A 24509-nucleotide genomic window follows, 5' to 3' on the forward strand; every position below is an offset into this window, starting at 1 on the left:
TGGCCGTACCGCTCCGCGCGGCGGGCGCCGGCGATCTCCCGGACCGACCCGGACGGCTGACCGGCGCTGCCCGGCCGGCGCGCGGGATTCACCCGATCGGGTTGATTGGCGTGTCCGGGCCGGGGCGGCGCTGCGAGCTGATCTCGTCCGGCCACGGATGGTCGCGACGGGCCGGCGACAGTACGGCGGCAAGCTCGGCCGGCTGTGCCGCCGTGAGGACCACGGTGCGTCCGACCATGACAAGCTCGCTGGTCGCGGTGTAGCGGCCGGCAATCACCTCGACGGTGTCGCGGTGCTTGACCTTCAGCCACTCGCGCCGGCCGCCGACATACCGCAGGCCGGCACCCTTCACGACCAGGCCCTCCACACCCATCGCCTCGGGCAGGATCTCCAACCATTCACGCGCCTCGCTGACGTCGGCGGTCATCGGTGACACCTGCAGCGGCGCGGACCAACTGGCCGCCAGCTGCTCCAACCGGGTACGGCGTACAGACCAGCGCTGGGTGCGCAGGTCGACGCCGCCGACCGCGAGCACATCGAACGCCGCTTACGACGCCGGGATGGATTCGACCAGGCGCCGCGCCTTCGACGGCGCGGTGACCAACCTGCGCTGCAACGCGTCGAAGCTGAGCCGGCCGTCGACGAGGATCACGAGCTCGCCATCCAGTACGACGCCGTCGGGCAGTTGCCGTGCGCCGGCGGCCACGACGTCGGGGAACCGATCGGTGAAGTCTCTGCGCTGACCTGGACCACGGCCTCGCTTGGTCACCGCGCCGAACGATGGGGCAGCGACTAGTTGGCTGAACTCTTCACTGCGTTGGCTGTTTTGGTTACGCCGTACACTGTGGTTACGATGTAACCATCCGACTGAGGGAGAGTCATGAACATGAGCACCACCCAGCGCCGATTTGCCACCGTGGCCCATGCGTTCGCTGACCTGATGAACGGCCACGACCCGGACGCGGTCGACGGCTTCGTCGCGGCTGACTACATCAACCACAACGCGTTCGTCGACGACGGACGCGAAGCGAACCGGGCGTTCTGGGGGCTGTGGTTCGCGGCGTTCCCGGACACGGAGGTCAGCCTCGACGATGTCCTGGTCGACGGGGACCGCGTTGCCGGTCGATTCACCTACCACGCCACGTTCCAGGGGTCCTTCCTGGGGATACCACCGACCGGCCGCCGGGTCGCGATGCACTCCATCGACATCTGGCGCGTCGTCGACGGTATGGCGGTGGAGCACTGGGACCAGCTGGACGGACAGGCATTCTTCGCCCAACTCAGCGGCACCGCCGACACGGCCGGCAACCAGTGACAGCCGACACGCCCGGCGATCCCGCGCCGACCCGGGCACGGCAGCGCCGCGAACGGGAACGCGCCGCCGCCCGCGACTCGATCCTGTCCGCCGCCCGCGAACTGGCACGGCGCGAGGGCTGGGACGCCGTCACCATGCGACGCCTCGCCGAGGAGATCGAGTACTCGGCCAACTTCGCCTACCGCTACTTCACGGGCCGCGACGACATCCTGCTCGCCCTGGTCCGCGATGGCTTCGTTCGCCTACGCGACGCGATGGCCACCGCGAGCCAGCCGCCGACGCCGGCGTCCGCCGACCGCGCATCCGATACCGAGGCGGCCGCCGTTCGGCGGGCCGGACACGCCTACCTCGACTTCGCCCTGACCGAACCCGACCTGTACCAACTCATGTACGGCCTGGGCGGCATCCGCGTCCCCGCCACCGACACATGGACCGACGGACAGGCCATCGGCGATGTCCTCACCGCACTACTCACCGCCGCCGGAGACCCGCAGCCCGAGCGGCACGTCCTGCAACTGTGGGCAACAGCCCACGGGCTGATCGCGCTGCGGGTCGTCGGCCGCGTCGACGTCGATCCCGACGCACTGCACGCCCTACTCGACGACGCCCTGACCGACTGCCTCGCCCGCGCCCTCCCCGCACCAACGCCACGTCGGCGCTCCACACGATCGACCAGAAAGAACCAGCCGTGAGCACCCTAGCCACCGCCGCCGCGCTCGTCGCCATCGCCACCACCGGCATCATCTACGGCACGGACATCTTCGCCGCGCTCGTCCTGCGCCCCGCTGCCGTCGGTGCCGCCGACGCCTCCGTGGCCGACCTGCTCGGCCGGGTCCACGAGTACGGCGACCGCCGTCTGCCGGCCCCCGGCGCGATCTCGGTCATCGCCACCGCACTCGTCACCGCAACCAGCCACAACGCCGCACGCATAGGCAGCGGGATCGCACTGGCCGCGCTGCTGGCCTGGCTCGCGATCTACAGCCGCATCAGCGCGCCGATCAACAAGCAGCTCCGCGCGGCCGCGGCCAACCACACCGTGCCACCCGACACCCGGGCCCTGCAACAACGCTGGGACAGCGTCATCTGGACCCGGGCCGCCCTGCAATCCCTCGCCCTGGCCGGATTGCTCACGGCTGTCCTCACTCGATAGCCGTACATGACACTGCACAGCTTCGGCGACCATGGGCGGTCGCGGGTCGGCTTCGGCATGGACGGCTTGTCGGTTCTCGGACCAGCACAGACGATTCTGCCGCTGGCAGAAGTCTGAGGTCAGCGCCTCGGTCATTCCGTTAGATTCGGTGATAACAACTCACTCAATCGTGTTAGGAAGATGCATCCATGAAGTCGCTGTCGAGGAAGTTCGGTGCGGTCGCGACCGCGCTGATGACATGTGTCGCAGTGTTCGCTGTGGCGCCCACAGCGTCTGCTGCCCCGTCGGCGGCGTCGGCGGCAGCGGCCCCCTGCCACGGCGCCGGGATATGGGACCACGTCTGGACCACCACAGACTCTGCAAACGGGGGCACGGTGTGCATCCAGGAAGACGGCGACCTGTTCTATCTGTGCGACACGGCAGCCGACGGATTGGCGCCCAGGATGAACGTCGCCACCCATAGTTCGTCCGGTCAATACAACACCCGCTACACCCTGACCGCCTCGGGCGGGAACGGAACATGCGTCCATGCCCAGCAGTCGGATGGCGGCTCCCACGACCTCCCATACGATGCCTGGATCTATATCGACATCTGGCTGGGCCCGCTCCCGGGGTCTTACCACTACGGGAAAGAGTTCTACATCAACGGCTGACCGACACACCGACGACGGAGATCCTGGCGCGGTGATTCGTTTCGCGCCGGCCGGGCATCGTCGACCTCGGTGTTGTCGGTTACTCGATGCGGGCGAACGGGAACGGCAACTCGGTCACGAGCGCCTCGGCCGCGCATAACCTGTACGGGGAGACCCAGGGAGGGCAATGGCGGAGCGCGAGGTGCAGGCGGTCGTCTTTGACCTTGACGGTGTTCTGGTGGACTCCGAGCAGCAGTGGGACGAGGTCCGTCGCGGGGTCGCCGTCGAAGCCGGCCGGCCTTGGCCCGACGGCGCGACCCGGGCGTTGCAGGGTATGAGCACGCCAGAGTGGGCGGCCTACCTGACGGAGGTCATCGGAGTACCTGGCCGGCCGCACGACGTGGCGGCCCAAGTCATCGACCGTATGGCGAGCCGATACCGGTCACGGCTGCCGCTGCTGCCTGGCGCCGTCGAGGTCGTCCACCGACTCGCAGGCCACTGGCCGCTGGGATTGGCGTCGTCGTCACCGCGGCAGCTGATCGACGCGGTTCTCGAGTCAGCGAACCTGGCCAGCAAGTTCCGTGTCACCGTGTCCACCGAGGAAGTCCGGGCCGGCAAGCCGTCGCCTGCGGTCTACGAGGAGGTGGTACGGCGGTTGGGCGTGGACGCACAGCAGGCGGTTGCCATCGAGGACTCGAGCAACGGACTGCGGTCGGCTGCCCGGGCGGGATTGCGCGTCATCGCAGTTCCCACCAAGGCCTTTCCGCCCGACAAGGATGCACTCGGCCTCGCATCCATGGTCGTGCACTCGCTCGACGACATCACCCCGCCACTGGTGACGTCGCTGTCCGATCGAAGCTAGATGCCCCGCCACTGCGAGAAGTGGTTCGAGCTCGCCGAGCCGCAGGGAGGCCGACGGGCCCTGCCGGCCGAATATCGGCACCGATAGTCCGCGCGCCCGCAGCGCGACCAGGGCATGCCGTAGTTCACTGGACTGACACAAGTCTGGGTTCATTCATCGTTCACGTCGCGTTCCGGGAGCCGAGGGTGACGGCTGAGTTCGTGGTCGACGAGGCGGTCGGCCCGTCGTGCGTCGAAGTGCTGAGCGACGCGTTGCCGGTGCGCGTCGACGTCCACCACACCGAGCGCAGAGTCTGGTTCGATACGCATGACTGGCGGCTGTTCCGGGCAGGGCTGCTGCTCGAGCACCACGTGCGGAACCGCGAGTCGTGGCTCGTGCTGAGCGACCTCGAAGGGCAGCGGATCTCCCGACAGCCGACCGGCCGGACAGCGGTCACCGCGCACTCCCTTCCGGACGGTTCGACGCGAGACCGCGTCCTCGAACTGATCGGTGTGCGGGCGCTCCTGCCGCGCGTGGTCGCGAGCGGTCCTGTTCAGGTGCTGTCCGTGCTCGGCCCCGAGGAGAAGACCGTCGCCCGGATCGTCGTCGAAGGTCCCACAACGGTCCGGGACGGCGCGTCTGTCGGCGTGCGGGCCAGGATCGAGTCTCTCCGCGGCTACGACAAGGACGCGGCCAAGGTGTGCCGGACGCTGGACGCCATCCCGGGGTTCGGGCCGGCCAAGGAGCCGCTCTTCGAGTCGGTCGTCCGGGCCGCCGGTCTCCATCCGCGCAGCTTCCGGTCGAAGCCCGACCTGGAGTTCACCCCGCCGATCCCGGCCACCCAGGCGTTCGCCGGCACGCTCACGCAACTACGAGAGATCGTCGTCGACAACGTCGAGGGCACGCTCCGCCAAGTGGACACCGAGTTCCTCCACAATCTGCGTGTCACGGTGCGCCGTACCCGAGCCGTGCTGAAGTTCGCGCACGGAACGATCGACGAGGACATCCGGGCGAGGTACGCCGTCGAGCTCAAGTGGCTCGCCGATCAGACCTCGTTGAGCCGTGATCTCGACGTGTACCTGCTCGGCTTCGACGACCTGGTCAGCCACGTCAACGCAGCCGGCGAGCTCGAGCCGTTCCGCGGGCAGCTCACGCGGCACTGCACACGCGCGCACGCCGTACTCAACCGCGCACTGCGGTCCGAGCGATTCGCCGCGCTGCTCGACGGCTGGCAACGCGAGCTGACGGTCGCTGGGCCTGTCGAGCGCCCGGTGATCGAGGTCGCCGACGAACTGCTGAGCCGCGCCTGGAAGCGAGTCGCCAAGCGCGGCGACGCCATCACCGACGCGTCTCCGGCGGAATCCGTGCACGACCTGCGCAAGCGCTGCAAGGAGCTGCGCTACCTGCTCGAGTTCTTCGGCAGCTTGTACGGCGCCGACGCCCGCAGCGAGGCCGTGAGTGAGCTCAAGCTCCTGCAGGACATCCTCGGCGAGTTCCAGGACGCCGAGGCCCAACGCATCAGCGTCCACCAGTACGCCGTCGAACTCGCCCAGGCCGGGACGCCCCCGGCGACGCTGATGGCGATGGGTCGCCTCGAGCACCACCTGCGCCTTCGTCAGGACGCCGCGCGTGCCGAGGTGGCGGACAGCTGGCATCGGTTCAACCGGAAACACAACCAGCGTCTCTACGCAAGGATGGTGACCAGCCGATGAGGATCGTCGCGTCGTACAGCATCAAGGGCGGTGTCGGGAAGACGACCGCGGCGGCGAACGTGGCCTGGCTGGCCGCCGAGAGCGGACACCGGGTCCTGTTGTGGGACCTGGATCCGCAGGGCGGTGCGACGTACCTGTTCCGGATCCGGCCCAAGGTCAAGGGCGGCGGCGAGGCGCTCGTCTCCGGCAAGCGTGACCTCCGCGACGCCGTCAAAGCGAGTGACTTCGACAACCTCGACGTGCTGCCGTCGGACTTCTCCTACCGCAACCTCGATCTGCTGCTGGACGCGCAGAAGAGGCCGACCCGCCGCCTCGGTCGGCTCCTCGACAGCATGGCCGACGAGTACGACGCCGTCGTACTCGACTGTGCGCCGAGCGTGTCGCTCGTGTCCGAGGGCATCGTGCGCGCCGCGGACCTGGTCCTCGCTCCGCTGGTGCCCGCTCCCCTGTCGGTGCGCACGCTCGACCAGCTGCGGTCGTTCATCGCCGAGGCCAAGGGGCCCGCGCCGGACCTGCTCGCGTTCCTGTCCATGGTCGACCGCCGTCGCCGGCTGCACCGCGACCTGTCCGAGCAACTCCCGAAGGAACACCAGGACGTTGCGAGCACCGTGATTCCGATGGCCTCGGTCGTCGAGCAGATGGGCGTACGCCGCGCCCCCGTGGTGGCGTGGGCCCGCACCTCACCGGCGTCGGTCGCCTACCGCAGCCTGTGGGACGAAGCCCGGCTCCATGCGAAGCTATGACCGAACTGGCGCCGCCGTGACGGCCTGACCCGGCCCCGTCTGGGAGCGGCGTTACTCGACGAAGGCGGTCATCCGGATCGAGACGAGCAGCCCGGGCAGTTCGACGCCGAGCTTGGCGACGTAGCGAGTCGGCGGATCGGACGGGAACCACCGCGCGTATTCCTCGTTCAGGCCGGCGAAGTCGGCAGGGTCTGTGAGCAGTACGCCGACCTCGATGACGTCGTCCAGGCTGGCGCCGCCGGCCTGGAGGATGGCAACGCAATTCGTCAGTGCCTGTCTGGTCTGAACTTGGATGGTGTTTCCGGCGAGGCTGCCGGTGCTCGGATCGATGCCGACGATGCCCGACACGAGCACGTGGGGTCCAGCCTTGACTCCCTGGCTGTAGAGCGGCGAACTCGGCGCGTTCGCGGTCGTGATGATCTGCCGTGCCATGACGGTCCTCTCTGTTTCTCCCGCATTCCGTGCGGGAGGGTCTTGACCCGGCTGGCGCCACCCGCGCAGTACGGGTCGCTCCTGACGACTACCGCGACGAGCCCGTGCTCGTTGCCGACCTCTAGCTCAGCGAGCGCTCCAGGAACGGCCGGATCAGGGCGACCACCTCGTCCAGGTGGCTCTCGAGCAGCCAGTGGCCGCCGCCCTGGAGCAGGTGCAGCTCGGCCTTGGGCAGGTCAGCCAGGTAGGCGCGCGCTGATTCAGCCGGCATGTAGCCATCCTCCGGACCCCAGACGATCAGCGTCGGGGGTTGATGCTCGCGGAGAAACGCCTGGTACTCCGGGTAGCGCCGCACGCTCGACAAGATCTCCAGGAAGAAGCCGACCATGATCTCGCGGTTCGGCTCCATCAGCGGCCAGGACAACTGCCACAGGTCCGGACTGATCCGCTCGGCCGTCTCCGGCGGGACCTCACCGAGCACCTCCTCGCGCAGCCCCTCCGCACTTACGGCTCTCGCAAGCTCGGCCCGGCGCGCCTGGGTCGGCGACTGCCAATACGCCTTCAACGGTGCGTACTTCGGCCCGAGGGTCTCCTCGTACGCGTCACCGTTCTGGATGATCAGCGCCGAGATCCGGCGGGGATCCTTCATCGCCAACTGGAACCCAACCTGCGATCCGTAGTCGAACAGGTAGAGAGCGAACCGCTCCACCCCAAGTTTCCTGACGAACTTGTCGAGCAGGTCCGCGTAGCCGCCGAAGCTGTATTCGAACGTGCCAGGCGCTTCGCTGTAGCCGAAGCCGGGGAAGTCCGGAGCAATCAACCGCCACTTGTCCGCCAGCGCCGGCATCAAGGCTCTGTACTGAAAAGACGACGACGGATAACCATGCGGCAGGAGCACCACTGGCGCATCAGGCGGCCCTGCCTCTCGGTAGAAGACTCGCACACCGTCTACGTCCATCGTTCGATGTTTCACGCTCGGCATCCGGCCTCCTCCTAGATGGGCCAATACCCGATCTGGCTGGAGCTATCCGCGCCACGTGGTGCCGGGTCCACATCGAGTCCGCATGGTCGAGGCACTCGGTATGACGCTGAGTACACGGCTCAGCGGGGGCGGTGGGTGGCAGTCGCGGGCCGCGGCGCAGCGCTGCGTCGCCGACTCGCGCAGTGGCGGTACCAGCCGTACGCGAGCAGGGCGCAGATGGCGCCGTTGATCATCCCCGCGCCGACGTCTGTGACGTGATGCATCCCGCGGTAGAGCCGCGAGAACGCCACGAGCATGGGCATCGCGAGGCAGAGGATCACCGTCGTCCACCGCAGCCATGCACGTTCGATGCCCAGCGCGAGCAGCGCGAACGCGAAGTACAGGCCGGTCGACGCACCGACGTGCCCACTGGGGTAGCTCGCGGTCGGTGGTGACGCGTCGAGCTTGTCCACCTGCGGGCGATCGCGGTCCACGACTCGTGCCGCGATCAGGAAGTTCAGCCCCTGCAAGGCGATCGCCACCGGTGCGACGAGCGCCAGGGGCAGGTCCCGGGTCCGCCACAGCAGCAGGGACGAGACGACGATGCAGACCGCGATCACGCCCGCGGTGTTGCCGATCTGCGACCACACCGCGGTGATCGTGTTCCAGGTTCCGGTCCGGTCGGCGGCAAGATCCTTGTTGACCGCCTCTTCGGCGTGGGAGATCCCGTCGAGTGGTCCCTTCAGTGCGAGCCCGATGCCGATGATGAGACCACCGAGGGCTACGCCGGGTGCGACGGTCCTGGTGAGGAGGTCGATGCCGTCTTGCCGATGAATCCGATCCATGAAGCGAACATAATGCCCAGACCGAGTACGTGCCCGGCGAAAATGTCGGACGGGAAATGCGCGCCGATGAAGAGCCGGTCCAGACCGACGATCACCGGCACCACGATCGCGAGCGCGACGGCGATGCGGCGCTGGGTGGCGGACAGCAGCGGCCAGAGCAGGAAGACCAGGACGCCGGCCGCCAAGGTGATGTTCAGGGCATGGCCGGAGGGGAACGAGTAGCCCTGCGCATGCGGCACCGAATCGCTGACGACCGGCCGGGCGCGCTGGGCGATGGGCTTGGCGATCCCGCCGATTCCCCAGCCGACCATCATCGTGACGAAGGCCCACAACGCCCGCCCCTTGAGCTTCTTGGACCTCCAGGTCCAGACCACCACCACGGTCGCCGCGAGGTAGACGAAGATCGGCTGGCTGACGACCTGGATCACGGTCAGCGCAGGTATCAGCCCATGACGAACGCTGAACCCGGTGGCCGCCCGGATGGCCGCCTCGTCGGCCCTGATCAGCGGATCGAACTGCTGTCGCACCGCCAGCCCGAGGAGCACTACAGGCAGCGCGAACACGAGCATCGCCAAGACACCACGGAGCAACCGCCAGCTCCGCGTCCGGACGACCGCAATCACACCTGCCCGCCGCGTCGTCATAACCAACCTGTACCCACCGAGTCAGGACTCTGACTGCCCGTCTACTTGCGCAGGTGCCAGGTTCGCGCGACTCAGTCGAGACAGAACTCGTTGCCCTCGATGTCCTGCATGTTCTGGCACGACTCGTTGACGCCATCGGCCCGCAGTAGTAGCCCGCGTACTGCGCCGAGCGCGACCAGTCGTACGCATTCGGCCTCGAGAACGGCCAGGCGCTCTTCACCCACGAGCCCGGTGCCGACCCGCACGTCGAGATGCACCCGGTTCTTGACGACCTTGCCTTCGGGAACGCGCTGGAAGAACAGTCGCGGGCCCACACCGGTGGGATCAATGCATGCGAACGCCGAACCCTGACGCTCAGGCGGCTGCGCGCGATCGAACTCGTCCCACGTCGCAAACCCCTCCGGTGGCGGCGGTACGACGTACCCCAACACCTCGCACCAGAAACGAGCGACCCGCTCAGGTTCCGCACAGTCGAACGTGACTTGGAACTGCTTGACCGACACCATCGGTTCACCATAGAGGCGGGGTCTTTCGTCGTCTCCACGGGACCGGGGACATTTCGTCGCGCCGGCTGCCGGTGGCTCGTAGCATGCGGCGGGGCGGTTCGGCGCGAGACGGAGACGATGAAGGACCCGGCGAGCGACGTACTGATGGCAGCCGCTGAGCGGTGGGCCGCTGAAACCGGTTGGCAACCTCCGCACGCCGGCTAGCGCCGTACAGCTCGCCTTCACATCCGTTGGTCGCGGTTCGAGCGCTGCCGGGGCGCCTTTGTCAGGCGGCTGATGTGGCGTGGGCCGGGTCGCTCGGGTGGGTGGTGAGGGGGACCAGGTCGGTCTGCAGCCACTCAGCCAGTGGGAGGGTGTCGAGGACCTTCTGGAGCTCCTCGGCGTCGTCGGACTGCCAGAGGCCGAGGGCCTGTCCGGAGGGAAGACGCCAGAGGCGAACGAGCTTGCCCTCGGCAGCGAGTCTGCGGGTACTGCTCGCCTCGGCCTCCAGCCTCGCCTCGGAGTCCGCGCCCTCCGGGATTGTCAGGGTGAAGGTTGTGAAGTACTCGGTCCAGTCCAGGTGGAGCGGAGTCGGGGACGCCGGGTCGTTCGAGTGCGGTGTGAGCGGCGTGACCTCGTCGTGGCGCCAGATCCGCAAGGGCATGGACGCCAGCACTTCCTCCAGCTGGACCTCGTCCGCCGCCTCGAAGAGGCCGAGAGTGCGCCACTCGCCAGGCTGGAGGGGTGGACGCCACAGACGGAGCAGGTGACCGGCGGCGATCAGCTCGCCGGACCGGACGGACTCACGGGCGCGGACCTCGTCGACCTCTGCTTCCGAGACTCCGGCGGGAACCTGCGTGGTCATCGTGACCAGGTACTGCATGTCGGCCTCCTGAGCGTTCGCCGCGACGGATCGATTCTCCACCTCTCAGCAAATTCCTAGGCAGTTCTCAGCCGTTCTGCGACTCGTTCGCGGAACGGTGTGCGTCTCACCTGCGTTGACGAACGAAAGTTCCGACGAGAGGACGCTGATGCTGGGGATCGCTCACAGGGTGCAGGAGTTGCAGTACCCCGCGCAGGCTTTGGTGGTGCTGGCCGGGATCCCGGGAGCCGGCAAGTCCACTCTGCTCCGACGCCTCTATCCGGTGGGCGGTGAGTACGGCGGCGTGCGCGTCTTCGACTCTGAGCGGCTCAGAGCCCGCTGGATGCCGGTGCTCGGCGTACTCCCCTATGCATGGTGGAGGCCACTACTCCATCTCACGTACTACGTGCTCGTCCTGACGGCGATGGGTCGACACAAAGGCCCCATGGTGGTGCACGACTGCGCCACGCGGCCGTGGGTTCGGCAGTTGATCGGATGGCGAGCCAAACAGGCCGGACGGCCGTTGCACCTGGTCCTGCTCGACGTACCGGGTGACGTGGCACGCGACGGCCAGTGGACCCGTGGCCGCGTGGTACGCGCAGGCAGTATGGCCACCCACTGCCGCCGATGGCCCGAGCTTCTCGCGAAGGCGGTTGACGACCCCAGTCACGTCGTACCGGGGGCTGCCTCGGCGGTTGTGCTCGATCGGCGGCAGGCGAACGATCTCGGCTCGATCACCTTCGCAGCAAAAGTGTCGGTGGCGGCTGATTGAGTCGGGGGACGAGATGGGGAGGAGTGCGGATGAAGGTTCGGGTTGGGCGTGAGGTGCTGGCCGAGGCGGTGGGGTGGGTGGCCAAAGGGCTGCCGAGCCGGCCGAGTGTGCCGATCCTGGCCGGGATGGTCGTCGAGGCGGCGGACGGTCAGGTGACGTTGTCCGGGTTCGACTACGAGAGTTCCGGGCAGGTCAGTGTGCGGGCGGAGGTGGCCGACGAGGGGCGGGTCCTGGTGTCCGGCCGGCTGCTGTCGGACATCTGCCGGAGCATGCCCAGGGACACGGTGGATCTGAGCGGCGAAGCGGCTCAGGTCCAGGTCAGCAGCGGGACGTCCCGGTTCGTGCTGCACACGTTGCCGCTGGACGAGTATCCGGCGCTGCCTGAGCTGCCCGCGGCGAGCGGCGTGGTCGATGGGGACGTGTTCGCCCGGGCCGTCGCGCAGGTGGTGAGTGCGGCCGGCCGGGATGACACGCTGCCGGTGTTCACCGGGATCCGGCTGGAGATCCGCGGCGCGAGCATCTCTCTGCTCGCGACCGACCGCTACCGCCTCGCCGTACGGACGTTCCCGTGGGAGCCGGTCGATCCGGACCGTGAGGCCAACGCGCTGGTTCCGGCGAAGCTGCTCTCCGACGTGGCCAAGGCGATGGCCGGTCACGACCTCACGCTCGCGCTCGGTTCAACCCGCACAGGGGACGGGTTGATCGGGTTCGCGGGCGGCGGCCGGCGGGCGACGAGCCGGCTGATCGACGGCGACTTCCCGAAGGTCCGCAGTCTGATCCCAGCGGAGAGTGCGATCGCCAGCACAGTGACCGTGGACACTGCGGCGCTGCTCGAAGCAGTCAAACGGGTCGCCTTGGTGGCTGAACGGACAGCGCCGGTGCGGATCATGTTCGCGGATGGCATGGCGGCGCTGGACGCGGGCAGCGGCGAGGAGGCGCAGGCTTCGGAGTCGGTCGAGGCGACGCTCACCGGTGAGCCGGTGGTGGCCGGATTCAACGCGGGCTACCTGCTCGACGGGCTCGCGTCGCTCGGTGCGCCGATCGCGCACTTCGCCTTCACCCAGCCGACCAAACCGGCGAACCTCACCGGTCTCCGCTCCCCCGACGAGACTCCGTCCGCGGACTCGGCGTACATCCTGATGCCCATGCGACTACCAAGCTGACGTCGAACTGCCCCGGGCTCCGACCATGGTCACGTAGTCAGGAAGTAGTCCGTCAGAGCCCTCGCGATTGTTTCCGGCGGGAGCGTGTGGAAGGTTCCGTCGTACCCCTCCGCCTTCCCGTGCGGCAGCGCCGCCGCGGTCTGCTTGGCCGACTCCTGCATCCACGCCGGGCTGGCGTTGCTGTACAGCGCCAGCGTCGGCACGTCGATCGACGCCAGCAGCTCGAGCGGTACGGCGCTGTCCCGCAACTGCAGGGCGTCGTACACGAGCGTGTGGGCGATGGCCTCCATCCCGGCCCACATCGGCGTCTCCCGGATCTGGTCGACCACCTGCTTCGGCTGTCCGACCGCCTCGACCATGAACAACTCGGCCGCGCCACCGGGGTTCCCGGCCGCGACGAACTCCTCCAACCTCTCGACGTACCGCTCCGGTGGTTCCGGTGCTCCTTCGACCCGGAACGGCGGCTCCATCACCGCCAGCTTCTCGAACGGCAGTCCGGCCTGGAACAGCACCATCGACCCGGACGAGTACGCGGAGGCGAACCGGGCCCCCGTCGCCGAGCGCACCGCATCGAGGTCCTCCCACTCACGCTCGACCGCGTACGGCAGCGTGTCGCCGGAGTCGCCGCGACCACGCCGGTCGTAGTTCACCACGGTGAACGCCGACGCCAGCGCCTCGGCGTCGGCCGCGTACCGCGAGCGCTCGGTGAAACCGCCGGCCACCAGCACGAGACCCGGCCCGCTCCCGTAGGTGTCGTACGCGATCTCGGTGCCGTCCTTCGAGGTGACCTTCTCCATCACCACACCCTTCTCTCGGTGTTCCCTACCTATCCGTCGAACGGGATCCACGGGAAACGGACCTTCTGTGATCCACATCACACGACACTACCGACACCGCCGAGCCCTATCGGCATCCCGCGCGGCTCACTACAGGTGGGGCGCCGAAGGCGCCGGCCAAAGGATGGCACTTGGTAGACTGTCTACCAAGTGCCGTGCTGTTCCCCAGTTGTGTCGGGAAGGACCTCATGACCACGATCGGCACAGGGGCCGAACCGGCCGGTGTGCGGCACGTCAAGCGGCCGACGCCGTTGCGCGAGTCCGTGTACGAGGCCCTGACCGAGATGATCATCGACGGTACGCTCGAGCGCGGCCGGCACCTCGTCGAGGTCGAGCTGGCCGGCATGCTGGGCGTCTCCCGGCAGCCGGTGCGCGAGGCCCTGCAGCGACTCAGCAACGAGGGCTGGGTGGATCTGCGGCCGGGCTTCGGCGCGATGGTGCACGTGCCCGCCGAGGACGAGGTCGACCAGCTGCTCGCGGCCCGCGCGGCGCTGGAGTCGGAGTCGGCGCGGCTCGCGGCCAGGCACGCGACCAAGGACGACGTGGCGAAGCTCCGCGAGCTCTGCAAGGTCGGCACGGCGTACCAGGAGGCCGGCGACATCGACGCCACGGTGCGGACGAACGGCGAACTGCACGGCCTGATCACCCAGATGTCCGGCAACCGGTTCCTGGTCGACTTCGCGGCCCAGGTGGATCGCCGCGTCCGCTGGTACTACACGCCGGTCGCACCCGTCCGCGGCGCCGCCTCCTGGCGCGAGCACAACCGCCTGGTCAAGGCGATCAGCGAGGGCGACGAGGACAAGTCGGCCCAGATCATGCGCGAGCACACCGAACACACCCGCAAGGCCTACCACGACCTCCAGGCGGCGTCCGAGCCGATCGAAACACCCGACCCGGCCGCTCCCCGCAAACGCCGCCGTACGGTGAACTGACCCACCCCACGCCACCTTCACGACAGCCGTCGACTCCGGAACGGCCGCAGGACGCCGAATCACCCGTCTGGGAGGATGCCGCTCGCCCGGACGGCGGATGAGGATGACCGTGACCGCAGGTTGATCTCCCGGGCATCGAAGGAGGCCGGCATGACACTGACGCCGACGGGTTCGCAGGCGCCGGCCGCGGACGTGCTGGTGATCTTCGGGATCACCGGTGATCTGGCCAAGGTGATGACGTTCCGCTCGCTCTACCAACTGGAGGCGCGCGGTCTGCTCGACTGCCCGATCGTCGGAGTGGCGGCCGACGACTGGACCCTCGACCAACTGGTCGACCGGGCCAGGACGTCGATCGAGGGCACCGGCGTCACCGTCGACAAGGCCATCTTCGACCGCTTCGCGGACCGGCTGTCGTACGTCAGTGGCGACTTCACCGACGCGTCCGTCTACGAGCGGGTCGGTCAGGCGATCAAGGGTGCCAAGACACCGGTCTTCTATCTCGAGATCCCGCCCTTCCTGTTCGGCCGGGTGGTGCAGGGACTGTCCGAGGCCGGGCTGACAACTGGCGCCCGGGTCGTGGTCGAGAAACCGTTCGGCCACGACCAGCAGTCGGCTCACGACCTGGCCGAACAACTGCACCAGTACATCGACGAGTCACAGCTGTACCGGATCGACCACTACCTCGGAAAGATGGGGCTGGAGGAGATCCTGTACCTGCGGTTCGCGAACGCCGTGCTCGAGCCGCTGTGGAGCCGCAACTACCTGGACTGTGTCCAGATCACCATGGCGGAGAGCTTCGGTGTCGAGGATCGCGGCCACTTCTACGACCCGGTCGGGGCGGTGCGCGACGTGGTGGTCAATCACCTGATGCAGGTGGTCGCAGCGGCCGCGATGGAGCCACCGTCGCGCGGCGATCCGACCACACTGAAGGACTCGCAGGTCGCCCTGTTCCGCGCGATCGAGGAGGCCGATCCGGCCCACTACGTCCGCGGCCAGTACGACGGCTACCTCGCCATCGACGGGGTCGCGAAGGGTTCCACCACTGAGACGTACGCCGCGCTCCGGCTCGACATCGAGAACTGGCGCTGGGCCGGTGTGCCGTTCTTCATCCGCACCGGGAAACGGCTGCCGGTGACCCAGACCGAGCTCCGGCTGGTCTTCAAACGGCCGCCGCGGCTGGGCTTCGGACCCCGCGGGCACATCGCCGAGCCGAACCAGCTGGTGATCAAGCTCGACCCGACGACCGGGGTCCGGATCCGGGTGGACGCGCACCGTGCGGACACGAGCCGGATCGCGCCGATCGAGCTGGACATGGAGTTCGGGCAGGAGGGCGGCGAGGGTCCCACGCCGTACGAGGTGCTGCTGCATGCGGCGATGACCGGGCAGAGCACCCGGTTCACGCGCCAGGACGCCGTCGAGGAACAGTGGCGGGTGATGCAACCGCTGGCCGACGCACCGACGCCGATCCACACCTATCAGCCCGGGACCTGGGGGCCGGCCGCGGCCGACGAAGTACCGGCCGGCTTCGGCGGTTGGCGCAAGCCCTGGATTCCGAGCTGACGCCGTCCGAGCGGGACCCCTCGCGCGTTCAACCGGCTGGCGTATTGTCGGCCCTGTGCAGGGGCCGGACACTGGTTCGGGTGCAGCCTCCGTTCCCGTTGCACCACTGACAGTGACGCCTGGGGGGTCCGGAGTCCGTGGTGGGCGTGAGCGCCTGGTTGCACGGACCGCAGTTATCAGTCGCTTGATGGAATCGCACGAGCCGGTGGTCGCCGTGGTGGCGCCACCTGGCTACGGCAAGACGACAGTGCTGGCCCAATGGATCGAGCGGTTCGGGTCGCGGGTGGCCCGGGTGTCGTGCGAACGCTCCGACAACGACCCGGTCGCCTTGTGGACGGGCATTCTCGACGCCCTCGACCAGATCGAGCCGGTCGGCGAGGAAGCGCGCACTGTGCTGGCCGCATCCGGTGGCGGCGTGGACGTCGTACCCAGGCTGGTCGAGTCGATCAGCGCGTTGCGCTCGCCGGTGCTGGTCGTGCTCGACCACGTCGAGGAGATCACCAGTCCCGACTGCTCGACGTCGATCGCCGAGTTCGCGTTCCGGGTACCGGCCGGCTGGCGGCTGGCCGTCGCGTCGCGGGATGCCGTGCCGCTCCCCATGTCCCGGTTGCGGGTCGACCGCCGGATCGTCGAGGTCGGCGTCGACGACCTCGCGATGGATCACGCCGAAGCGGCCGCGCTACTGCGCCTGGCCGACGCCGAGGTGTCCCCCGCTGAGGTCGACGAGCTGGTACGGCGTACCGAGGGCTGGCCGGCCGGTCTGTATCTCGCCGCTCTGGCGATCCAGTCCGGCTCGCCGGCGACCGGCTTCAGCTTCAGCGGCGACGACCGCCTGGTCGACGACTACCTGCGCTCCGAACTGCTGGCTCGGCTTTCCCCCGCCCAGGCGGACTTCCTCGTCCGTACGTCGATTCTCGACCGGATGAGCGGGCCGCTGTGCGACGCCGTCGTCGGCGGGAAGCAGTCGGCCCGCATGCTCGAGGACCTCGAACGCCACAACCTGCTGGTCGTCCCCCTCGACCGACGCGGCGAGTGGTACCGGTATCACCATCTGCTGCGCGAGTTCCTGCAGGCCGAGCTCCGGCGCGGCGATCCCGACCTCGGCAGCGAGCTCCGTGCCCGCGCCGCCGACTGGTACGAGGCGAACGGGATGGCCGAAGCCGCCGTCGATCACGCCGACGCGGCCGGTGACACCGAACGGGTCGCGCGGCTCGTCCTCGAACTCATGCAACCGGTCTGGGCCAGCGGCCGGGTCGAGACCGTGCGCAGCTGGATGGAACTCCTCGACGCCCGCCCGCGACTACCGCACCACGCCGCGGTCGCGGCGCACGGCGCGTTGATCTTCGCCCTGCTCGGCAGGCCGCGTGAGGCTGAGCGCTGGGTCGGTGTCGCCGAGAGTCTCCCCGTCAGCGGCACGCTGCCGGACGGCACCACCGTCGCGGCGACCCTGGCGTACCTGCGGGCCAACCTCTGTCGGCAGGGACCCGCGGCGATGCGTGCGGACAGCGAGCTGGCCCTCGACGGCCTCAGCCCGGCCAGCCCGTTCCGTGCGACGATGCTGCAGTCGGAGGCGATGTCCTGGTTGCTCGAGGGAGACCTCGAGCGCGCCGACGCCGGGTTCAACCACGCGTACGACGTGGCGACCGGCTTCGGCATCACTCCGCTGGCGGCCCTGGTCCTGGCCGAGCAGTCCCTGATCGCGGCAGAGCGGGGCGAGCCAGCCGCTGCCGACGCGATGATCAAGCGCGCCGTCGAACTCGTCGACACCGGACACTTCGAGGCCTACTGGACCAGTGCCTTGGTCTACGCGGCCGCCGCGCACGCTGCCGCCCGCCGCGGCGAGATGCGCGAGTCCCGCCAGTTCGTCCGCCGTGCCGCCGAGCTACGACCGCTGCTGACCTACGCCCTCCCGAGCGTGTCGGTCCAGACCCTGCTCGAACTCGCCCGGACGTACATGGCCCTCGTCGACCCGGCCGGCGCTCATGCCGTCCTCGAACAGGCCGACACCATCCTGCGCCGCCGGCCCGACCTCGGCACCTTGCCGGCGGCCGTCGGGCGACTGCGCACCCGCGTCGACCAGATCACCGTGGCCGCGGCCGCCGGGATCTCCTCGCTGACCACGGCCGAACTGCGACTGGTCCGATTGCTGCCGACCCACCTGTCGTTCCCGCAGATCGCCGAGCGGCTGTACGTCTCGCGGCACACCGTCAAGTCGCAGGTGCAGTCGGTCTACCGCAAGCTCGGCGCCTCCTCTCGTGGACAGGCGGTCGAGATCATGGCAGAGGTCGGCATGCCACGCTGAGGTCTAGCCAAGGCGCTCCAGCAAGTGGTCACCGACCCGCAGCGCGTTCGCCATCGCGGTCAGCGCCGGGTTCACCGCGCCGATGCTCGGGAAGAAGCTGGTGTCGACGACATAGAGGTTGTCGAGCTCGTGCGCCTTGCAGTCGCTGTCCAGCACAGACGTCGCCGAATCCTGCCCGAACCGGACGGTGCCGGCCTGGTGTGCGCACCCCGCGACCGGGATGTCGTTCTTCATGTAGATGCTGCGCGGGATCAGGTGGTGCGGGTGCATGCCCAGCTTGCCCAGGTTCTTCTTGACTCGCTTGTACAACTGCTCCATCGGCTCGCCGTTGTTCGGCGTGTGCGCCAGCACCACGTTGCCGTCGCGGTCGAGCGTCACCCGGTTCTCCGGATCCGGCAGGTCCTCGGCCGACAGCCAGAAGTCGACGGCATGCTCGGCGACGTCGCGCAGCGCGAACGTCGGCGCCAGCAGGGTCTCGACCGGCTTCTCACCGCGGTACATCGGTGCCGACGACTTGCCCACCATCTGCAGGTTGCCCATGGGGTAGTCGAAGTCGGCGTCGCCGAAGTAGTAGTCGTTCATCCCGAGCGTCTTCTGGAACCGGGTGTCGTTCTTCTCGGTCGAGATCGCCAGGAAGGCACGGCTGTTGTGGAAGACGAAGTTGCGCCCGACCTGGTCGGACCCGTTGGCAAGCCCCTGCGGATGCCGGTCATTGGCACTCGCGAGCAGGATCTTGGCCGAGTTCACCGCACCGGCCGACAGTACGACGATGTCGCCGGCGAATCGTTGCTCCTCGCCGTCCACCTCGGCGACGACCGCCGTCACGGTGCGGCCGGTCGGGTCGGTCTCGAGGCGCCGTACGAGGGTATTCCGCAGCAGCGTCACGTTGTCGTGCTCGATCGCGGGCCGGACGGCGATGACGTCCGCGTCCGCCTTCGCGTGGACCAGGCACGGGAACCCGTCGCAGGTCGCGCACCGGATGCACGCGCTGAATGCGGGCCGGCTCTCGTCGAGCATCACCCCGCACGGCGCGTGGAAGGGGTGCAGGCCGACCGCGGCCATGTCGTCGAACAGCTTCTGGATCCGCGGCTCGTGCGAGACCGGTGGATACGGGTACGGCGCTGACGCGGGCGGGTCCGTCGGATCCTCGCCCCGGGCACCGTGGACCTGGTAGAGCTGTTCGGCCTGGGTGTAGTACGGCTCCATCACGTCGTAGGCGATCGGCCAGGCCGGCGAGATTCCCCCGTGGTGCTTGAGCTCGGCGAAGTCGCGCTCGCGCAGCCGGTACAGCGCCGCGCCGTAGAACTTGGTCGCGCCACCGACGAAGTAGTGCACCTGCGGCTGGAACGGTTTGCCGTCGCCGTCGTACCACTGGTCCGGCGAGACGTAACGGTTGTCGACGAACACGGCCTCGGCGTCCCAGTTCTCGGCCTCGCGCGGGAGCCAGTCACCCCGCTCCAGCATCAGAATCCGCCGTCCAGACGGCGCGAGCCTGTGCAGGAGGGTGCCGCCACCCGCTCCCGATCCGACGATGACGACGTCGTACTGCTCGGCCATGCTGTCCCTCCTCAGTTGCCGTCGCCCGGCTTCGCCGAGTCGACGCGGATGTGCGGGACGTCGGCGGACTCGTCACCCCAGGCGATCCGCTGCGCCTTCGAGGACCACTCGACGGTTGCCGCGTGGTCGCGGTCGAAGTAGTCCCAGGCCCAGGTCAGGAACGCGTCGGTCCTGCTGTGCGCGCCGCTGAGCAGTAGCGCGTGCACCCCGAGCCAGGCCGCGAAGGCGACCGGGCCCTCCACCTGGTGCCGATGCTTGCCGACCTCGGCGACGGCCGCGTTCCGGCCGATCATCGCCATGATCCCCTTGTCCTTGTAGCGGAACGGCTCGGCCTTCTCGCCGTGCAGCTCACGCAGGATGTTGGCAGCGGCCAACGCACCGGACTGCTGCGCGACCGAGCCCAGCTGCGGCAGGATTTTGCCGTCCTTCGCGGGGATGTTCGCGACGTCGCCGACCGCGTAGACGTGCGGATGCCCGTCCACCGTCAGGTCCGGCCGTACGTCGATGCGCCCGCCACGGCCGGTGGTCAGCCCCGCCGTGCTGCCCACCACGGAAGCGGCCGCCTCGCCGCCGCCCCAGATGACCGTCCGGGTCGGGATCGACGAACCGTCGTCGAGCTCGACCCGGTCCGCGTGCACAGCGGCTACTCCCGTCCCCAGTCGCGGATCGGCGCCCTGTTCGGTGAGCCGCTTGTGCGCGTACTTGTGCGACTTGCGGGAGAACGGTGCGAGCAGGGCGCTGCCGCGGTCGACCAGAGTGATCGTCCCAGGCTTGGCGATCAGTTCCGTAGCGACCAGCGCGGTCATCAGCTCGGTGAGCGCGCCGGCGATTTCGACCCCGGTCGGACCGCCGCCGACCACAACGACATCGAGGATGCCTTCGTCCTGCGGCTCCGCTGCGGAACCGGCGTGGATCGCGGACCGCAGGTGCCGCCGCAACCGCTCCGCGTCAGCGACGGAGTACAGGGGGAACGCGTGCTCCGCCGCGCCTGGAACCCCGAAGTACTCCGGTCGCGCGCCGGCCGCGATGACCAGGTGCGAGCCCGTGATCCGATCGCCGTCGGACAGCGTCAGAGCGAGGTTCCCGGCGTCGATCTCAGCGACATCGGCGGTCTGGACCTGGACCGTCGGGTGCTCGCGGAAGATGGTCCGGTGCGGCCGGGCGATGTCCTCGGCCGGCAGCTGCGACGTGGCGACCTGGTAGAGCAACGGCTGGAACTGGAGGTAGTCGTTGCGGTCGACCAGCGTGACCCGGACCCCTTCGTCCCCGAGGCCGTGTGCGCACGCGACGCCCGCCAACCCGCCGCCGAGTACGACGACGTGCGGGCTCTCCGTCTGCTCGGTCACAGTGACAACTCCTCCCGGAGATCGGCCAGGACGATGCGGCCGGCCGCCCCGATCAGGGCGAGGTGCGAGAACGCCTGCGGGAAGTTGCCCAGGTGCCGGGCCCGGTCCACCTCGTACTCCTCGGCGTACAGGCCGAGCTTCGACTCGATCCGCAGCAGCCGTTCCAACTGACTCCGGGCCCGGTCGGTCTCACCGACCATCGCGAGCGCCGAGACCAGCCAGAACGAGCAGATCAGGAACGTGCCCTCCTTGCCGGACAGACCGTCGTCGGTCTCGTCGGTCTTGTAGCGCAGCACGAACCCGTTCTCGGTCAGCTCGTTGTCGATCGCCTCGACGGTCGCCCGCATCCGTTCGTCGCCGGCCGGCAGGAAGCCGAACAGCGGAGCCAGCAGGGTCGACGCGTCCAGCGCGTCGGTCTCGTAGTGCTGTCGCAGGACGCCGCGGTCGCTCACTCCGTGCTCGAGGATGTCCTCGCGGATCTCCTCAGCCGTCTTCGTCCACAGGTCGGCGAGGTCCTCCTCGTTGCGAATCCGGGCCAGTCTGGCCGCGCGGTCCAGGGCCACCCAGCCCATCAGCTTCGAGGAGACGTAGTGCTGAGGATTGCCGCGGGCCTCCCAGATTCCCTGGTCCGGATCGCGCCAGTGCGCGATCGCGCACTCTGCCTGCGATTGGACCAGCGGCCACAGCCGGCGCGGCAGCCGCTTGCTCCGGATCGTATGCAGGAGCACCGAGTCCAGCACCGCCCCGAACACGTCGTTCTGCCGTTGGTTGTAGGCGCCGTTGCCGATCCGCACCGGGCTGGCGCCCTCGTAGCCGGTGAGGTCGTCGCGGGTCGACTCGGCCAGGTCGCGGCGGCCGTCGATGCCGTACATGATCTGCAGCCCACCGTCCGAGTTCGGCTCCAGGTCGGCGACGAACTGCATGAACTCGTTGGCCTCCCAGTCCAGATTCAGGTAGTGCAGCGCCTGCAGGGTGAACGTGCTGTCCCGCATCCAGGTGTAGCGGTAGTCCCAGTTGCGTTCGCCACCCGGCGTCTCCGGCAACGACGTGGTGAGCGCGGCGATCGTCGCTCCGGTCGGCATGTACGTCAGACCCTTGATGGTCAGCGCCGAGCGTTCCAGCGGATGCCGGTACCGATGGTCGGGGATCCGGGCCCTGGCCAGCCAGTTCCGCCAGAACCGGATCGTCGCGTTGACGCGTGCCTCCGCGTCGGCCAGGTCCGCCGGTGTCGCCAGTCCGTCGGCCCACGAGAGCGCGCAGTACGCCTTCTCTCCCTTGGAGAGGACGTGCCGGGCGCGGGCGGAGCCACCCTCGATACCGATCAGCATGTCGGTGCAGAGCCGGAAGGTCTGGCCGGCCCCGGTCGCGTCCGCCGCGTGCGCGTCCTCGCCGACCATCGTCCACTCGGCCGGGACCCGGCCGTAGTCGAAGGCGGGCTCACAGACGAGTTCGACCTCGACCGAGCCCTCGAGGCACTCGATGGTCCGGATCAGCATGTGGTCGGCGTCGTCGTCGGCCGGCGGCCGGGTGTGCGGGGTGACGGTGTCGGGGCCTTTCGACGGACCCATCGTCAGCGCGTCGTGGACGAGCAGCCAGCCGGCCGGGGTGTGCCAGGTGGTCGTCATGACGTTGGTGCCCGGAACGTACATCCGGGCGGTCGGCTGGTTGATCCCGTACGGACCGAACCGGAACGACCCGGCACCGCGGTCCAGCAGGTTGCCGAATGCGCTCGGCGCGTCGAACGCAGGCACGCAGAGCCAGTCGACCGATCCGTCCGGGGCGACCAGGGCACCGGTGTGGCAGTTCGACAAAAAGGCGTAGTCCGCGATCGGCGGGAACGGTGAGGTCGAGGTCATGGCGAGGGCTCCTTCACAGTGGCGGGCCTACCTCCACCATCGGCCGGTCGCCCCGAACGGCAATCACCCGCCAGTGATGATTGTGCTGTCGCCGGCGTCCTCGGTCTCCTCCTCGCGGAGCAGCGCACGCTGCTCGAGCACGTAGAGCAGGACGAAACCAGGCACCACGATCACCAGTGCCAGCCCGACCGCCACGAGCAACGTCACCAAGGTGCCCTCGGGTGCGGCGGCCGCCGAGACGGTCAAGCTCTCCGGCAGGATGTACGGCCACTGGGCGATGCCCCAACTGACGATGATCAAGGCAACCGCCAGGATGGCGAGAACCCGCGCACCGCGAGCGGCGTACCGCATCAACAGCACCAGGGCACCGAATCCGCAGACCACACTGAGGATCGCGGTCGGGAGTGCTCTCGACGTCAGGCCGTCGAAGACGTGCGGTGCATCGGCCTTCAGGACGAACAGGCCGACCACCGCGACCACTGCCGCGGCGACGGCGCTCACCACGGCCCGGCGGCGGAAGTATTCGGCCATCGAGAACTGGCGGAAATGCCGCGCGTCCCACACGAGGTACACCGCCGCCAGGTACGCCGCCACCACCACCCCGAGCACCCCGGTCACCACCGACGTCGGATTCAGCCAGCTGTCCACCGGGTCGCCGGCCTTGCCACCCGACGGCACGTGCCCCGATGCGATGCCACCCGCGATCGCACCCATGCAGAACGGGACGAGGACCGACGACAACGCGAACGCCCCGCCGAAGACCCGCCGGAACCGCAGCGTCACCACCACCTTGCGGAAAGCGAAACTCGCACCGCGCAGGACGATCCCGAGCGCGGCCAGGGTGAGCGGGACGAACAAGGTCAGCGCGATCGACTCGTACGCCGCCGGGAAGGCGGTCCAGGTGACGACGAAGATGAAGATCAGCCAGACGTGGTTCGCCTCCCACACCGGACCGATCGACCGCTCGATCACCGCGCGCGGTTCCGCGCCGCGCTCGGGTCCGCCCGCGGTCAGGTCCCAGAACCCGGCGCCGAAGTCCGCTCCGCCGAACACGGCGTACGCCGCCAGGGCGAGCATCAGCACGATTGCGATCGCCGTACTCACGGTGCTCGCTCCTCGACCGCCTCGGTCTCCTGCCGGCCCTCCTCCACGGCAGCCTCCGGCGCGGGGCCGTAGGGCGTGTCGCTGTCGATGAAACCGCCCGACCGGCGGAAGCGCCGGCTCATTCCCCGCAGCACCAGGATCGTCGTGACGCCGAGCGCGGTGTAGAGGAGGAAGACGGCGATGAACGTGATCCAGACGCCGGTGTTGGCGGTGGCCGCCTCCTCCACCTTCATTTGGTTGTAGACGATCCAAGGTTGCCGGCCGACCTCGGTGACGATCCAGCCCGCCTCCATCGTGATCACCGCGAGCACGCCGGTGCACGCGGCGGCGCGCAGGAACCACCTGCTCCTGGGCATCCGCCGGCGGAAGAGCCACGTCACGCCGTACCACACCGACAGACACCCCTGCTGTTAGGGGTGTCAAGCTGCGGTGGTTTGGGTGCGGTGGGCCCAGGCTGTG

At 68.7% G+C, this 24509-nt stretch carries 26 protein-coding genes; 12 read left to right on the forward strand and 14 right to left on the reverse strand.

What is annotated here, in order from left to right; all coding sequences use genetic code 11:
• Positions 1-88: 88 nt before the first annotated feature.
• Both ACXC9Q_RS30525 and ACXC9Q_RS30530 read right to left on the reverse strand, forming a co-directional pair.
• Positions 89-535: an ATP-dependent DNA ligase gene (locus ACXC9Q_RS30525; protein ID WP_457060082.1), complete on the reverse strand. Its 447-nt coding sequence runs from the start codon at positions 533-535 to the stop codon at positions 89-91.
• A gap of 12 nt (positions 536-547) precedes the next feature.
• Positions 548-769, reverse strand: a complete 222-nt coding sequence (locus ACXC9Q_RS30530; RefSeq protein ID WP_457060083.1) for a hypothetical protein — start codon at positions 767-769, stop codon at positions 548-550.
• A gap of 117 nt (positions 770-886) precedes the next feature.
• Here ACXC9Q_RS30530 and ACXC9Q_RS30535 point away from each other — a divergent pair, with 117 nt between their 5' ends.
• The 7 genes from ACXC9Q_RS30535 (at position 887) to ACXC9Q_RS30565 (ending at position 6393) form a co-directional block, all read left to right on the forward strand.
• Positions 887-1315, forward strand: a complete 429-nt coding sequence (locus tag ACXC9Q_RS30535) for an ester cyclase (RefSeq protein ID WP_457060084.1) — start codon at positions 887-889, stop codon at positions 1313-1315.
• Positions 1312-2007 (forward strand): TetR/AcrR family transcriptional regulator, encoded by a 696-nt coding sequence (locus ACXC9Q_RS30540; RefSeq protein ID WP_457060085.1) that lies wholly within the window; start codon positions 1312-1314, stop codon positions 2005-2007. The genes ACXC9Q_RS30535 and ACXC9Q_RS30540 overlap by 4 nt, the downstream gene beginning before the upstream one ends.
• Positions 2004-2465 carry a hypothetical protein gene (locus ACXC9Q_RS30545; protein WP_457060086.1) on the forward strand — a complete coding sequence of 154 codons (462 nt, stop codon included), beginning with the start codon at positions 2004-2006 and terminating at the stop codon, positions 2463-2465. Before ACXC9Q_RS30540 ends, ACXC9Q_RS30545 begins: the two co-directional genes overlap by 4 nt.
• 188 nt (positions 2466-2653) lie before the next feature.
• On the forward strand, positions 2654-3118 hold the full coding sequence (locus ACXC9Q_RS30550; protein WP_457060087.1) for a hypothetical protein: 465 nt from the start codon (positions 2654-2656) through the stop codon (positions 3116-3118).
• Positions 3119-3284: 166 nt separating this feature from the next.
• The gene (locus tag ACXC9Q_RS30555; protein ID WP_457060088.1) at positions 3285-3959 is read left to right on the forward strand and encodes an HAD family hydrolase; all 675 of its coding nucleotides are present in this window, start codon (positions 3285-3287) and stop codon (positions 3957-3959) included.
• 185 nt (positions 3960-4144) lie between these two features.
• On the forward strand, positions 4145-5650 hold the full coding sequence (locus tag ACXC9Q_RS30560; protein WP_457060089.1) for a CHAD domain-containing protein: 1506 nt from the start codon (positions 4145-4147) through the stop codon (positions 5648-5650).
• Entirely contained in the window at positions 5647-6393 is a 747-nt protein-coding gene (locus tag ACXC9Q_RS30565) for a ParA family protein (protein WP_457060090.1), read from the forward strand. Before ACXC9Q_RS30560 ends, ACXC9Q_RS30565 begins: the two co-directional genes overlap by 4 nt.
• 51 nt (positions 6394-6444) lie before the next feature.
• On the opposite strand, the gene ACXC9Q_RS30570 is transcribed toward ACXC9Q_RS30565, so the two are convergent.
• The 6 genes from ACXC9Q_RS30570 to ACXC9Q_RS30595 form a co-directional block, all read right to left on the reverse strand.
• The gene (locus tag ACXC9Q_RS30570; protein ID WP_457060091.1) at positions 6445-6825 is read right to left on the reverse strand and encodes a RidA family protein; all 381 of its coding nucleotides are present in this window, start codon (positions 6823-6825) and stop codon (positions 6445-6447) included.
• Positions 6826-6946: 121 nt separating this feature from the next.
• Complete coding sequence (locus tag ACXC9Q_RS30575) at positions 6947-7807, reverse strand: alpha/beta fold hydrolase (RefSeq protein WP_457060092.1); 861 nt, start codon at positions 7805-7807, stop codon at positions 6947-6949.
• A 119-nt stretch (positions 7808-7926) separates the two neighbouring features.
• Entirely contained in the window at positions 7927-8631 is a 705-nt protein-coding gene (locus ACXC9Q_RS30580) for a phosphatase PAP2 family protein (protein WP_457060093.1), read from the reverse strand.
• A complete protein-coding gene (locus tag ACXC9Q_RS30585; RefSeq protein ID WP_457060094.1) occupies positions 8568-9275 on the reverse strand; it encodes a phosphatase PAP2 family protein in 708 nt (235 codons plus the stop codon). The genes ACXC9Q_RS30580 and ACXC9Q_RS30585 overlap by 64 nt, the downstream gene beginning before the upstream one ends.
• Positions 9276-9346: 71 nt before the next feature.
• Positions 9347-9781, reverse strand: coding sequence for a VOC family protein (locus ACXC9Q_RS30590; protein ID WP_457060095.1), 435 nt, complete (start codon positions 9779-9781; stop codon positions 9347-9349).
• A 265-nt stretch (positions 9782-10046) separates the two neighbouring features.
• On the reverse strand, positions 10047-10685 hold the full coding sequence (locus tag ACXC9Q_RS30595) for a muconolactone Delta-isomerase family protein (protein ID WP_457060096.1): 639 nt from the start codon (positions 10683-10685) through the stop codon (positions 10047-10049).
• 106 nt (positions 10686-10791) lie between these two features.
• Here ACXC9Q_RS30595 and ACXC9Q_RS30600 point away from each other — a divergent pair, with 106 nt between their 5' ends.
• Together ACXC9Q_RS30600 and dnaN are read left to right on the forward strand one after the other, a co-directional pair.
• Positions 10792-11394, forward strand: coding sequence for an AAA family ATPase (locus ACXC9Q_RS30600; RefSeq protein WP_457060097.1), 603 nt, complete (start codon positions 10792-10794; stop codon positions 11392-11394).
• A gap of 29 nt (positions 11395-11423) precedes the next feature.
• Positions 11424-12557 carry a DNA polymerase III subunit beta gene (dnaN, locus tag ACXC9Q_RS30605; protein ID WP_457060098.1) on the forward strand — a complete coding sequence of 378 codons (1134 nt, stop codon included), beginning with the start codon at positions 11424-11426 and terminating at the stop codon, positions 12555-12557.
• A 29-nt stretch (positions 12558-12586) separates the two neighbouring features.
• Here dnaN and ACXC9Q_RS30610 read toward each other — a convergent pair whose 3' ends face one another.
• Positions 12587-13354 carry an alpha/beta fold hydrolase gene (locus ACXC9Q_RS30610; RefSeq protein WP_457060099.1) on the reverse strand — a complete coding sequence of 256 codons (768 nt, stop codon included), beginning with the start codon at positions 13352-13354 and terminating at the stop codon, positions 12587-12589.
• Between the two features lie 227 nt (positions 13355-13581).
• Between ACXC9Q_RS30610 and ACXC9Q_RS30615 the strand changes: the two genes are divergently transcribed.
• From ACXC9Q_RS30615 to ACXC9Q_RS30625, 3 genes are all read left to right on the forward strand, one after another.
• The gene (locus tag ACXC9Q_RS30615) at positions 13582-14325 is read left to right on the forward strand and encodes a GntR family transcriptional regulator (RefSeq protein ID WP_457060100.1); all 744 of its coding nucleotides are present in this window, start codon (positions 13582-13584) and stop codon (positions 14323-14325) included.
• A 150-nt stretch (positions 14326-14475) separates the two neighbouring features.
• Positions 14476-15885, forward strand: a complete 1410-nt coding sequence (gene zwf / locus ACXC9Q_RS30620; RefSeq protein WP_457060101.1) for a glucose-6-phosphate dehydrogenase — start codon at positions 14476-14478, stop codon at positions 15883-15885.
• A 187-nt stretch (positions 15886-16072) separates the two neighbouring features.
• Positions 16073-18187: an AAA family ATPase gene (locus ACXC9Q_RS30625; RefSeq protein WP_457060102.1), complete on the forward strand. Its 2115-nt coding sequence runs from the start codon at positions 16073-16075 to the stop codon at positions 18185-18187.
• A gap of 3 nt (positions 18188-18190) precedes the next feature.
• Here the strand turns inward: ACXC9Q_RS30625 and ACXC9Q_RS30630 are convergent, their stop codons facing one another.
• From ACXC9Q_RS30630 to ACXC9Q_RS30650, 5 genes are all read right to left on the reverse strand, one after another.
• A complete protein-coding gene (locus ACXC9Q_RS30630; protein WP_457060103.1) occupies positions 18191-19744 on the reverse strand; it encodes a GMC oxidoreductase in 1554 nt (517 codons plus the stop codon).
• A gap of 11 nt (positions 19745-19755) precedes the next feature.
• Positions 19756-21090 (reverse strand): NAD(P)/FAD-dependent oxidoreductase, encoded by a 1335-nt coding sequence (locus ACXC9Q_RS30635; RefSeq protein ID WP_457060104.1) that lies wholly within the window; start codon positions 21088-21090, stop codon positions 19756-19758.
• A complete protein-coding gene (locus ACXC9Q_RS30640; protein WP_457060105.1) occupies positions 21087-22946 on the reverse strand; it encodes a glycoside hydrolase family 15 protein in 1860 nt (619 codons plus the stop codon). The genes ACXC9Q_RS30635 and ACXC9Q_RS30640 overlap by 4 nt, the downstream gene beginning before the upstream one ends.
• 63 nt (positions 22947-23009) lie before the next feature.
• Entirely contained in the window at positions 23010-24050 is a 1041-nt protein-coding gene (locus ACXC9Q_RS30645) for a cytochrome d ubiquinol oxidase subunit II (protein WP_457060106.1), read from the reverse strand.
• The gene (locus ACXC9Q_RS30650) at positions 24047-24406 is read right to left on the reverse strand and encodes a cytochrome ubiquinol oxidase subunit I (RefSeq protein WP_457060107.1); all 360 of its coding nucleotides are present in this window, start codon (positions 24404-24406) and stop codon (positions 24047-24049) included. The genes ACXC9Q_RS30645 and ACXC9Q_RS30650 overlap by 4 nt, the downstream gene beginning before the upstream one ends.
• Between the last annotated feature and the right edge of the window lie 103 nt (positions 24407-24509).

The organism is Kribbella sp. CWNU-51, from assembly GCF_054073265.1.